Annotated in this window: 11 protein-coding genes; all 11 read left to right on the forward strand. The window is 37.7% G+C overall.

Features of this window, described 5'->3' with window-relative positions; genetic code table 11:
- Positions 1-426 precede the first annotated feature (426 nt).
- The 11 genes from ilvE to leuB all read left to right on the forward strand — a co-directional run bounded on the left by ilvE (position 427) and on the right by leuB (position 13,374).
- The gene (ilvE, locus tag AC06G9_RS19160; protein WP_094773240.1) at positions 427-1,317 is read left to right on the forward strand and encodes a branched-chain-amino-acid transaminase; all 891 of its coding nucleotides are present in this window, start codon (positions 427-429) and stop codon (positions 1,315-1,317) included.
- Positions 1,301-3,001, forward strand: coding sequence for a dihydroxy-acid dehydratase (gene ilvD, locus AC06G9_RS19165; RefSeq protein WP_045752792.1), 1,701 nt, complete (start codon positions 1,301-1,303; stop codon positions 2,999-3,001). The genes ilvE and ilvD overlap by 17 nt, the downstream gene beginning before the upstream one ends.
- Positions 3,002-3,061: 60 nt before the next feature.
- A complete protein-coding gene (gene ilvB / locus AC06G9_RS19170; protein WP_480956950.1) occupies positions 3,062-4,807 on the forward strand; it encodes a biosynthetic-type acetolactate synthase large subunit in 1,746 nt (581 codons plus the stop codon).
- A 2-nt stretch (positions 4,808-4,809) separates the two neighbouring features.
- A complete protein-coding gene (ilvN, locus tag AC06G9_RS19175) occupies positions 4,810-5,400 on the forward strand; it encodes an acetolactate synthase small subunit (RefSeq protein ID WP_045752790.1) in 591 nt (196 codons plus the stop codon).
- Between the two features lie 61 nt (positions 5,401-5,461).
- The gene (locus AC06G9_RS19180) at positions 5,462-5,938 is read left to right on the forward strand and encodes a DinB family protein (RefSeq protein WP_293923886.1); all 477 of its coding nucleotides are present in this window, start codon (positions 5,462-5,464) and stop codon (positions 5,936-5,938) included.
- 39 nt (positions 5,939-5,977) lie between these two features.
- The gene (ilvC, locus tag AC06G9_RS19185) at positions 5,978-7,459 is read left to right on the forward strand and encodes a ketol-acid reductoisomerase (protein WP_045752788.1); all 1,482 of its coding nucleotides are present in this window, start codon (positions 5,978-5,980) and stop codon (positions 7,457-7,459) included.
- A 94-nt stretch (positions 7,460-7,553) separates the two neighbouring features.
- Complete coding sequence (leuC, locus tag AC06G9_RS19190) at positions 7,554-8,951, forward strand: 3-isopropylmalate dehydratase large subunit (RefSeq protein WP_045752787.1); 1,398 nt, start codon at positions 7,554-7,556, stop codon at positions 8,949-8,951.
- Between the two features lie 39 nt (positions 8,952-8,990).
- Positions 8,991-9,812 (forward strand): methyltransferase domain-containing protein, encoded by an 822-nt coding sequence (locus AC06G9_RS19195; RefSeq protein WP_480956951.1) that lies wholly within the window; start codon positions 8,991-8,993, stop codon positions 9,810-9,812.
- Between the two features lie 305 nt (positions 9,813-10,117).
- Positions 10,118-10,702, forward strand: a complete 585-nt coding sequence (leuD, locus tag AC06G9_RS19200) for a 3-isopropylmalate dehydratase small subunit (RefSeq protein ID WP_045752785.1) — start codon at positions 10,118-10,120, stop codon at positions 10,700-10,702.
- Positions 10,702-12,165 (forward strand): ATP-binding cassette domain-containing protein, encoded by a 1,464-nt coding sequence (locus AC06G9_RS19205; protein ID WP_248755570.1) that lies wholly within the window; start codon positions 10,702-10,704, stop codon positions 12,163-12,165. Before leuD ends, AC06G9_RS19205 begins: the two co-directional genes overlap by 1 nt.
- 135 nt (positions 12,166-12,300) lie before the next feature.
- Entirely contained in the window at positions 12,301-13,374 is a 1,074-nt protein-coding gene (leuB, locus tag AC06G9_RS19210; protein WP_045752783.1) for a 3-isopropylmalate dehydrogenase, read from the forward strand.
- Positions 13,375-13,381 lie beyond the last annotated feature (7 nt).

Consider the following 13,381-nt stretch of genomic DNA (forward strand, 5'->3'; position numbering starts at 1 on the left):
TTACACCTAGCATTCATGACCAAAAATCTAATTATTAAGCCAATAAAAGGATTCGAAAACCGATACTCCAGCGTGTATAAAAAAATCAAATAAATTCACAATTATCCTTTTTTAAGAAGAATTTCACACAAAAATCAAAAAAAAATTTTTCAGACCAAGTAGACCGATTTTAAATACGGTCTACTTAACGCACTTTAAAATATCAATATTATTGAAATTGTTAAAATTAAATTTTGTAAAAACACATAATTCAAAATTATATACTTAATCAAAAAAGTCAAATATAGCTATTGCCAATTATTTTTATTCGGAGTAACTTAAAGAAATAATTTTAGCACCAAAGTTTACGGTTAAAATTACATTTACCCAAGGGAAACAAAAACAAGTTATTTTTTAATATTTACTAGAGGGGGTAGATCATAGGCTATGAAGTATTACGACGAGAACACATTAATTTACTTAGACGGATCATACGTCAAAGCTTTTGCGACAGGTCTTGACTTGTATACGCAAGCATTACACTATGGCTATGGAGCGTTCGAAGGCCTTCGGGCATATAACACCCATAATGGACCTCGTATTTTTAAGGCACTCGAACATTTCGAGCGTTTACAAAAATCTTGTGAAGCGATTAACATTCCTTATTCCTGGGACAATCGTGAGTTGATCGACCGTGCTTATGAATTACTTGCTATTAACAACTTACGTTCAGCCTATATTCGACCATTGGTATTTTCAGGATCTAATATGCACTTGACCTCATCAACCGAAGCTAGAATCATGATGGCCGCTTGGGAATGGGGACCATATTTGGGTCAGAATTTATTGAAAGTGGAAATTTCAGATATCGAACGTCCGAGTTCAAAATCATTTCCGATTTCATCTAAAATATCAGGGCAATATATTAATTCAATCCTAGCTAGCAGCAAAGCAATCCAGCATGGATTTGATGAAGCTTTATTATTGGATCAAGATGGTTATGTAGCGCAAGCTTCAAGTGAAAACTTATTCATAGAAAAAGATTTCAAAATCTACACCCCCCCTATCCAGAATATTTTCCCTGGGATAACACGAAAAAATGTCATCCTTATTTGCAAAAAATTAGGAATTGACTTAATTGAGAAACGACTAACTATTCAAGATATACATGAAGCTGATTCAGCCTTTTTATCCGGAACGGCAGCAGAGATCATAGGAATAAAACAAGTCGATCATATTATATATAAAGAAAACTGGGAGCATACAATAGGTGCTTCTATTCAAAGAAGATATAAAAATTTAGTATTAGAGAACGAGAACTATGAAGTCATCATCTGATAAGGAAAACATATTGAATAAATACAGCCGTACATTCACACAAGATGAAACACAACCAGCAGCAAAAGCGATGCTGTATGGTATTGGTCTGACGGATGCGGACATGGAAAAAGCGCAGGTAGGTATTGCAAGCATGGGATACGATGGTAATACCTGCAATATGCATCTAAATGATTTAGCACAAGTTGTTAAAAAAGGAGTTTGGTCAAATGATTTAGTAGGTCTTACGTTTGGTACTATTGGTGTAAGTGATGGGATGAGCAACGGTACAGCAGGTATGCGCTACTCGTTGGTGAGTAGAGATGTTATCGCTGATAGTATTGAGACCATCTGTGGTGGACAATATTACGATGGATTGATTGCGATACCAGGATGCGATAAAAATATGCCTGGAGCTATTATAGCAATGGGCCGTCTGGATCGTCCAGCGATTATGGTCTATGGCGGAACTATTGCCCCAGGCCATTATAAAGGTGAAGATTTAAATATTGTTTCCGCATTTGAAGCTTTAGGGCAAAAAATATGTGGTAATATATCCGACGAAGATTATGACGGTGTGATCCGTAATACTTGCCCTGGAGCAGGTGCTTGTGGCGGAATGTATACCGCAAACACCATGGCTGCTGCCATAGAAGCATTAGGTATGAGTTTACCTTATTCATCTTCTAACCCAGCTGTTTCACAAGATAAAAAAGATGAATGTCTAGAAGCAGGTAAATATATCCGTATCTTATTAGAAAAAGATATCAAACCTTCGGATATCATGACACGTAAAGCATTTGAAAATGCCATTCGTGCGATCATCATCTTAGGAGGAAGTACCAATGCTGTGTTGCACTTTATTGCAATTGGTAAATCTATAGGAGTAGACATCACTCAAGACGATTTTCAACGCATGTCGGATGAGACACCGGTCTTAGCAGATTTTAAACCTTCCGGAAAATACTTAATGCAAGATTTACATCAATATGGTGGTATCCCTGCTGTTTTAAAGTATCTATTGAACGAAGGCTTATTGCATGGTGATTGTTTGACTGTAACAGGTAAGACACTGGCAGAGAATTTGGCAGATGTGAAATCCGTCATCGATTATGATCAGAAGATCATACATAAATTGAGTGATCCCATTAAAGCAAATGGTCACTTACAGATCCTTTATGGTAATTTAGCAGAGAAAGGTTCTGTTGCTAAAATTTCAGGAAAAGAGGGGGAGAAATTTGTCGGTCCAGCTCGTGTGTTTGATGGCGAACAAGATCTTATCGTAGGTATTTCATCAGGACGCGTTAAAAAAGGTGATGTAGTGGTTATTAAAAACGAAGGACCTGTTGGAGCACCGGGAATGCCTGAAATGTTAAAACCTACTTCGGCTATCATTGGTGCAGGATTAGGAAAATCGGTTGCATTGATCACTGATGGAAGATTCTCTGGAGGAACGCATGGTTTTGTCGTGGGACACATTACCCCTGAAGCGTACAAAGGAGGTTTAATTGGATTGGTAGAAGATGATGATATCATTGAAATCGATTCGGTCAACAATACTTTAAACTTAAAAGTAGATGAAGCAACAATTGCAGCTCGACGTGCACAATGGAAACAACCAGCACTAAAAGTAACTAAGGGAGTGCTTTACAAATACGCAAAAACCGTTTCCGACGCTTCAGATGGCTGTGTAACAGATCTATAAAGCAAAAGACCGAATAATCAACAAAAACAAAAGAATTACAAATCGAATAAATTAAAAATAATGAGTACGCTGGAAAAAACTGAAAGTAAGGAATGTACGAAGCAGCCTCAACCTATTAATCAATTGACAGGTTCGCAGGCGGTATTAGAAGCCTTATTGTGTGAAGGTGTTGATACCGTATTTGGATATCCTGGAGGAGCGATCATGCCGATCTATGATGCATTATATGATTACAATGAAAAATTGACTCATATTCTTGTCCGTCATGAGCAAGGTGGTATCCATGCAGCACAAGGCTTTGCAAGAACCTCTGGCCGTACCGGTGTTGTATTTGCGACATCTGGTCCTGGAGCAACAAATTTAGTAACTGGTTTGGCTGATGCTATGATCGATAGTAATCCTATCGTCTGTATCACTGGACAAGTATTCGCTAGTTTATTGGGTACAGATGCTTTTCAAGAAACAGACGTCATTAATATTACCGCACCTGTCACCAAATGGAGTTACCAAGTGACAGAAGCATCAGAAATTCCTACAGCAATAGCCAAAGCATTTCATATTGCTAGTACGGGTCGTCCTGGTCCCGTATTGATCGATATTACAAAAAATGCTCAAATGGAGTTATTCGATTATTTAGGATATGAAAAGTGTACACACATACGCTCATACCGTCCTTCTCCAATCGTCAGAAAAGAATATGTACAAGAAGCTGCAGCTTTAATCAATAGTGCTCAAAAACCATTTATCTTATTTGGTCAAGGTATCATCCTAGGGAGAGCTGAACAAGAATTTAAAGCTTTCTTAGAAAAGTCAGGAATACCTGCCGCGGCAACCGTAATGGGACTGAGCGCACTAGAAACAGATCATCCACAACATGTTGGAATGCTAGGTATGCATGGCAACTATGCGCCAAATGTGATGACAAATGAATGTGACGTCTTAATCGCTATTGGTATGCGTTTCGATGACCGTGTAACTGGACGTCTTGACAAATATGCGAAACAGGCAAAGGTAGTTCATCTTGATATTGACCCTGCAGAAATTGATAAAAATGTACAAACAACTGTTGCCGTTTGGGGAGATTGTAAAGAAACATTGCCACAACTGACTGAATTGATTGAAAAAAAAGACCATACCGATTGGTTGGCACAATTCAGAACGTTAGAAAAAGAAGAAATTAAAGAAGTCATCCAAAACGAGCTTCATCCAACTGGTGATGTACTAACCATGGGTGAAGTGATCAATTTACTAAACGAATTGACAGAAGGTAATGCGATCATCACCACAGATGTGGGTCAACATCAAATGGTCGCATGCCGCTACTCAAAATTCAAACAATCAAAATCGAATGTCACTTCAGGCGGACTGGGAACAATGGGATTTGGTCTACCTGCAGCTATAGGGGCTTGGTATGGTGCACCTCATCGTGATGTTATTGCGATTATCGGTGATGGAGGTTTCCAAATGACATTACAAGAATTGGGCACGATTATGCAATTTGGTGCTAAAGTAAAAATCTTGATCTTAAACAATCAATTCTTGGGAATGGTACGCCAATGGCAACAGCTTTTCAATGAAAAAAGATACTCATTTGTCAATATTACAAGTCCAGATTTTGTTGCACTAGCAAAATCATACTACATCGATGGCCAAAAAGTATCTGAAAGAGATCAATTGAAAACAGCGTTAAAAACCATGTTGGATCACGATAGCGCATATTTACTAGAGGTAATGGTGGGCAAAGAGAACAATGTATTCCCTATGGTTGCCCAAGGAACTAGTGTTTCAGAAATTAGATTGAAGTAAAAATGGAAAAACAAGAATATACAATTACGATATATACGGAAAATTCTATCGGTATGATCGGTAGAATATCAACCATATTCTCAAGAAGAAAAATCAATATCGAAAGCTTAAACACTTCACCTTCCGAAGTCGAAGGCATTCACCGCTTCACAATCTTAATCGCGGAAGCTGAGGAAGTAGTCCGCAAATTGTGTCGTCAAATTGAAAAACAGGTAGAAGTACTGAAAGCCTATTATAATACGAATGATGAAGTCATCTGGCAAGAACAGGCTTTATATAAAGTCCCAACAGATATCATTACCGAAAAAGTATATGTAGAAAGACTATTGCGTCAATATGGCGCATCTGCAGTTGTAATCCGCAAAGATTACACCGTATTTGAAACTGCTGGACATCGAGAGGAAATTGATAAACTAACAGAAGAGTTGACTAAGTATAACTTAATCGAATTTGTACGCGGTGCACGTATCGCTATCATTAAAGAAAGTGCAGGATTTCATGCTAAGCTAAAAGAATTTGAGCGAAGAGAGCCTTCTGAAGAAGTTGTTGAAAACGAATATCTTGAAAAAGGAGATAATGTGTTTACCATGTAACCACACTTTGGCTTAGCTTCAATCTAGAGTAATGAAATAAATCGATTAAAAAGAGTAAAAAATGACACAACATATATTTGAATTTATCATCAATAGTCGCAAAGCCTTCATCCGCTTGATCGATGATTTAACAATAGACGAATTAAACCAAATACCAGAAGGATTCAATAATAATATCTTTTGGAATTTTGCACATATCGTTGTTTCCACTCAAACTTTGAGCTACGTTCGTACTGGCATCCTAGCAAATGCTTCAACGGTAAAGTACAATGACGATTATAAAAAAGACACAAAACCAACACGCGAGGTGACGCAAGCAGAAGTGGATGAATTTAAATCTTTAGCGCTAACAACGATCGATCAGATTCAAAGCGACTATGCAAAGGGAACTTTCAAATCCATCACACCGTATGCGACCGCAACGTATGGTTCTGAGATGAAAACAATCGAAGAAGTACTAATCGCGACATTATCGCACGATAATTTGCACTGGGGATATGCCCAAGCACAACGCAGAGTAATTAAAAATAATAAATAGAATAATCAACAAACCATCAATAAGAAATTAATAATAACAATGGCAAATTATTTCAACACACTACCACTTAGAGATCAATTACATCAATTAGGTCAAGCAGAGTTTATGAACAATAGTGAGTTCGCAGACGGTGTGGATGCTTTAAAAGGTAAAAAAATCGTAATCGTAGGCTGTGGTGCACAAGGATTAAATCAAGGTCTAAATTTAAGAGATAGCGGTTTAGATGTATCATATACATTGCGTAAAGAAGCTATTGAGCAAAAAAGAGATTCTTGGAAAAATGCTACGGACAACAATTTTAATGTTGGCACTTACGAAGAGTTGATCCCAACAGCAGATTTAGTGATCAACTTAACACCTGATAAACAACATACAGCTGTGATCAACGCCGTAATGCCTCTGATGAAAGAAGGAGCTACATTGTCATATTCTCACGGTTTCAATATTGTTGAAGAAGGCATGCAAATCCGTAAAGATATTACGGTTATCATGGTCGCACCAAAATGCCCAGGATCTGAAGTTCGTGCAGAATATGTACGTGGTTTTGGTGTTCCTACTTTAATTGCTGTTCACCCAGAAAATGATCCTCAAGGAAAGGGATGGGCTGAAGCAAAAGCATATTGCGTAGGTACAGGTGGCCATAGAGCAGGTGTATTGAAATCATCATTTGTTGCTGAAGTAAAATCTGATTTAATGGGTGAGCAAACCATCTTATGTGGTTTACTGCAGACAGGTTCTATTTTGTCTTTCGACAAAATGGTGGAGCAAGGCATTGATGCAGGGTATGCTTCCAAATTAGTTCAATATGGTGTAGAAGTAATCACTGAAGCATTAAAGCACGGTGGTGTAAGTGGCATGATGGATCGTCTAAGCAATCCTGCTAAAATTAAAGCTTTTGAATTATCAGAAGAATTAAAAGATATCATGCGTCCATTATTCCAAAAACACCAAGATGATATTATCTCAGGTGAGTTTAGTAAAACCATGATGGAAGACTGGGCTAATGGTGATGCCAATCTTTTAAAATGGAGAGCTGAAACAGGTGAGACAGCATTTGAAAAAACACCAGCAGGTGATGTCAAAATTGCAGAGCAAGAGTATTTTGACAATTATACATTAATGGTTGCTTTCATCAGAGCTGGTGTTGAATTAGCTTTCGAAACGATGGTAGAAGCTGGCATTAAACCAGAATCTGCGTATTACGAGTCGTTACACGAAACTCCATTAATTGCAAATACAATTGCTCGTAAAAAATTATTCGAGATGAATCGTGTCATTTCAGATACGGCTGAATATGGTTGTTATTTATTTGATCAAGCTTGTAAACCATTATTAGCTGATTTCATGAAAACAGTACAAACTGATTTAGTAGGAAAGAATTACAATACGGGTAAAGACGGCTCCGTAGATAATGCTCAATTAGTGGAGATTAATGAAATTTTACGTAATCATGAAGTAGAAATTGTTGGTCGTAAATTACGTCAAGCAATGACTGCAATGAAAGCTATAAAAACTGTTTAAAATTTCGTAATTTAGACTGCAAAAATTCGGCTGTTTTTAGGAAGTTCCTAAAAACAGCCGAATTAAATTGAAAAAATTAACATTAGAGAAGAAAATGTCAAAAACATTAGTAGAAAAAATTTGGGATGCGCATGTCGTCAAACGTGAAGAAGGATTTCCAGATATTATTTATATAGACACACACCTTATCCATGAGGTAACTTCACCACAAGCATTCGACGGTTTACGAAAAAGAGGCTTACCGGTATTTCGTCCCAACCAAACTGTCGCCACGGCAGATCATAATGTTCCCACTTTAAATCAGCATCTTCCGATTAAAGAAGAATTATCACGTTACCAAGTCGATATGTTGACTAAAAACTGTGCTGAATTTGGAATTAATTTATACGGTCTCGGTCACCCCTATCAAGGCATTGTACACGTTATCGGCCCAGAGCTAGGCATTACCCTTCCCGGTAAAACCATGGTATGTGGAGATAGCCATACCTCTACCCACGGTGCATTTGGTGCTATTGCTTTTGGAATAGGCACTTCTCAAGTGGAACAAGTTTTTGCAACACAATGCTTATTGCAACAAAAACCCAAAACGATGAAAATCGAAGTAAATGGTGATTTGCAAAAAGGAGTAGGTGCAAAAGATATTATCTTATACATTATTGCAAAAATCTCTGCCGCAGGTGGGACAGGCTATTTCATTGAATATGCTGGCTCTGCGATCCGTTCTTTAAGTATGGAAGCAAGAATGACCATCTGTAACATGAGTATTGAAATGGGAGCTCGAGGTGGATTAATTGCACCTGATCAAACAACATTTGATTATGTAAAAGGACGTGAATTTGCCCCTAAAGGTGAAGAATGGGATCAAGCACTAGCATACTGGAAAACATTATATTCGGATGATGACGCACAATTTGATGCGGTATTAGAATTTGATGCAGCAGATATCGCACCGATGATCACCTATGGTACCAACCCAGGAATGGGAATGGGTATCACCGAACATATTCCTGCTACACAATCGCAACCAGAATCTGAACAACCATCTTATCAAAAAGCACTCAACTACATGGGCTTTACTGATGATGCGCCGATCTTGGGGAAACCTGTAGACTATGTCTTTATTGGAAGCTGTACTAACTCTCGCATCGAAGATTTACGTGAAGTAGCTGCCTTTGTTCAAGGAAAACAAAAAGCAGAACAAGTAGAGGTATGGATCGTCCCAGGCTCTAAGCAAGTAGAAAAACAGGCCATCGAAGAAGGATTAGACAAGATTTTCGAAGCCGCAGGTTTCCAATTACGTGAACCTGGATGTTCAGCTTGTCTAGGAATGAACGAAGATAAAATTCCTGCAGGGAAATACTGTGTTTCAACTTCAAATAGAAATTTTGAAGGACGTCAAGGTCCTAATGCTCGTACCATGCTTGTATCACCTTTAACTGCCGCTGCCGCAGCTGTTACAGGTATTATTACGGATGTACGGGAATTGATATAAATTAAATATGAATAGTACTGTTCTTTAATCACTTCACTTATGTGCCAAATTTGTCAGACCGTAGCAGTCACTGAAAATAAAGTCATCCATAGAGAATCGCAGAGCTCCGCTACCACCTTTAACCAAAGAACTTTGGATCAGGATTATCGTACGTTAAAGTCTGCTTTAAAACCTGGAATGCGTATTTTGGACATTGGATGTGGAACAGGTGCCATCACCAAAGACATCGCTACAATTGTAGGGCCATCTGGTTATGTTATTGGAATTGATAATACTGCCTCATTTATTACCGAAGGAAAAAGTTTATTCAAAAACATACCCAATCTGGAATTGGTGCATTGCGATTTGTTAGATTTTGAAAGTATTGAAAAATTTGATTTAATCGTATCAGCAAGAACCTTCCAGTGGATTTCAACACTAGATAAAGCGATTGATAAATTGAAAACGTTATTAAAGCCCAATGGGCAAGTATCGATTTTAGATTATAATCATGAAGCGATAGATTGGAATCCAAAAATACCAAGAAGCATGCAACATTTTTATCACATGTTTCTCATGTGGCGAAATGATGCTGGTATGAACAATAGAATAGGCTATGATCTGGAGGAAATATTTGAAGAGCATGGATTTGATCAAATAGAAGTGTTCAATGCAGATGAACATTATGAGCGTAGTAATCCATTACATCTAGAGAAACTAAAAATATGGTCAAAGGTGGCCAACTCCAAACAGATGGTAGAAGAGGGATATTTGAGTGATCAGGAACGTTTAGATGCTATTCAAGATTATAGTAATTGGGCTGATCAGGAAGCGGTAAGTATGACCATGAAACTACGAGAAGTGAGGGCAGTTTTAAAATAAAAAACATTAGTATCAATAAATTATTTGGATGAAACCATCATGAGTATATCGAGGCACGCACATAAAGATAAATATGCTTCTCATGATAGCTTAATCACCATTAAGTAACAAACCGAGTTTATTTATACATTTGAAGACAGAGACTCGTAAATAATGAATTGGATGAAACCATCATGAGCTTAAAGCAGCTCACAAACCGAGATAAATACTCGGCTCATGATAGCTTCATCACCATTAAAAAACAAACCGAGTGAAACGAGTTCATTTATACAGTTAAGAACAGACACTCGTAAATAATTATTTGGATGAAAAAATTTGAAACATTAACAACAACGGTAGTTCCTTTACCGATTGAAAATATAGATACCGATCAGATCATTCCAGCTCGCTTTCTAAAAGCGACTACACGTGAAGGATTTGGTGATAACTTATTCCGTGACTGGCGTTACGACAGCAACAATCAACCAAAAACTGATTTTGTGATGAACGATGCTACTTATCAAGGAAAAGTATTAGTCGCAGGTAAAAATTTTGGTTGCGGTTCTAGCCGAGAACATGCCGCTTGGGCTATCCAAGATTATGGATTTGATGCGGTTATCAGTAGTTTTTTTGCCGATATCTTTAAAGGAAATGCGTTGAATAATGGCGTATTGCCTATTCAGGTTACAGATGAGTTCTTAGAAACAATCTTTGATACCGTTTTTAAAAATCCTGCTACCGAAATCATTATTAATCTTGAAAACCAAACGGTTACTTTATCTGAAACAGGAGCTCAACAATCTTTTGAAATCAATCCTTACAAAAAATCATGCCTGATCAATGGTTATGATGATATTGATTTCATCTTAAACAACAAAGCTGCAATCGAAACCTTCGAACAAACAAGATAATGATAGAACCTGTCGTCCATATTGCTAATTTAACTGTTCAATACCAATATCATGTGGTATTGCAAGACTTGAATTGGCAAATTGAACCAGGTCAACACTGGTTAATCGGTGGTAAAAGCGGGACGGGAAAGACCACTTTGGCACAAGCTATTGCGAGGCATGTCTCATATCATGGAATTGTAAATGTCAACTTTGATAACAGCTCACCTCTTCCCCCAGAAGTGTTATATGTCTCCAATTGGTACCAATTCACCAATCTAGAAGGTGATAAAAATTTTTATTATCAGCAACGATACAATAAGCATCAAACCAACGATACGTTAACAGTACAGGCCGAATTTCAACATTTTGGAAAAGAAAAACATTTGCAATTCGATGACGTAAAACCATACCTCGAAACTTTTGGATTTGAAAATGTTCAACATACACAACTCATCGAATTGTCCAGTGGAGAACATAAAAAACTACAGCTGATCAAAGCATTATGGTTGAAGCCACAGGTTTTGATTATTGATCAACCTTATACTGGCCTGGATCGCCAATCGCGACAGGAACTCAATCATGCATTTGACGGCTTAGCACAAGCGGGTGTGACCTTGATCTTAATCAGTAATGATCAAACGCTACCAACATGTATCAATCATTTTGCGGAAATACAACAAGGGCAATTAAAGGAGGTTTCTTCACCAGCAGCATTGTCACGAGAAAAAGAGCGTGCAAGAAAACCACTTCCACATTTTTTACAAAAATCTCCCCGTATAACTTCCCAAACCATGGTAAAAATGTCCAATGTGGATGTTAGATATGGGGAAAAAGAAGTATTAAAAAAGATCAATTGGGAAGTAAAAGCGGGTGAAAAATGGTTGTTACAAGGCCATAATGGATCAGGAAAGTCGACGTTATTAAGTTTAATCAATGGAGATCATCCGCAAGCATATGCCAATGATATCGTTCTGTTCGGTAAGCAAAGAGGCTCTGGAGAAAGTATATGGGACATCAAAGCTCATTTAGGAATTATTTCACCTGAGATGCATTGGTACTTTGATCAGACAGCTAAAGTTTGGCAAAGTGTCGCTTCCGGATTTTTTGATTCTGTTGGATTATTCCGTAACCTCAGCTTTGAAAAACAACAATTATTAGATCAAATATTGGATTTTTTTGATTTAAAAGAAGATAAAAATAAATTATTAAATACCCTACCCTTAGGCAAACAGCGCCTTGCTTTATTAGCAAGGACTGTCATAAAGAATCCAGAATTGTTGATTTTGGATGAACCCTGCCAAGGTCTTGATTACGAACAAACACAACATTTCAATGCCGTAGTAGATGAATTGTGTACCTATGGCAAGACATTAATTTATGTCGGCCATTTTGAAACACAACTCCCGTCATGCCTGGAAAAGAAAATCATATTAGATAAAGGAATGGTTCAGTCCATTGAAGATATTTTACAATACGCATAGCATGAAACCATCCTCAGCACACTACTCCCAACATCATGTAGATTTGCTGATGATCGTTTCATCACAAACATAAAAAACGAGTGATATGAGTTCATGAATACCGTTGAAATCCTACACTCAAAAATAATTAATCTGATGAAAAAAAATATACTCGTTATTCCTGGTGATGGAATAGGACAAGAAGTTACAATTTGGGGTAAAAAAGTTCTTGAGACAATCGGACAAAAATATGGTCATGAATTTAGTTTCGATGAAGCCATCATGGGGCATGTTGCTATTGAAGCAACTGGAAATCCATTGCCTGACGAAACTTTAGAAAAAGCAAAGTCAAGCGATGCCATCTTATTTGGAGCAATAGGGCATGCTAAATATGACAATGATCCCTCAGCAAAAGTTCGTCCGGAGCAAGGATTGTTAAAAATCCGAAAAGAGCTTGGACTTTACGCAAACTTACGTCCAATTTTGTTATTTGATGAACTTTTAGATGCTTCAAGCCTTAAGCCAGAAGTATTAAAAGGAACAGATATATTATTTTTCCGCGAGTTAACCGGTGATGTCTATTTTGGTGAAAAGAATCGTTCTGAAGACAATAATTTCGCTTCAGATTTAATGAATTACAATCGATATGAAGTAGAGCGCATTGCGCACAAGGCTTTTGAAGCTGCCCGTACACGTTCCAAAAAATTATGCTCCGTGGATAAAGCAAATGTCTTGGAAACATCTCGCCTATGGAGAGAAGTTGTTCAAGAGATTGCAAAACAATATCCTGATGTAGAAACAGAACATATGTTCATCGACAATGCTGCCATGCAATTAGTTAAAAATCCAAAGAAATTTGATGTTGTATTGACCGCTAATTTATTTGGAGATATCCTGACAGATGAAGCTTCACAAATCGCAGGCTCTATGGGTATGCTGGCTTCTGCTTCCATCGGTGATGGTACTGGATTCTTTGAACCTATTCATGGGTCAGCACACGATATCGCAGGACAGAATAAAGCCAATCCGTTAGCATCGATCCTATCTGCTGCGTTGATGTTAGATATTAGTTTCGGTTTACAGGCCGAAGCAAAAGAAGTTACCGAAGCCGTTGCTGCAACATTAAAAGCGGGCTGGAGAACAGGCGATATCGCAAATGCAAACACACCTGCAGATAAAATATTAGGCACACAAGAAATGGGTGCACGAGTATTAGAATTTATTAAATAGACTGAAC

The organism is Sphingobacterium sp. MAE, from assembly GCF_056711605.1.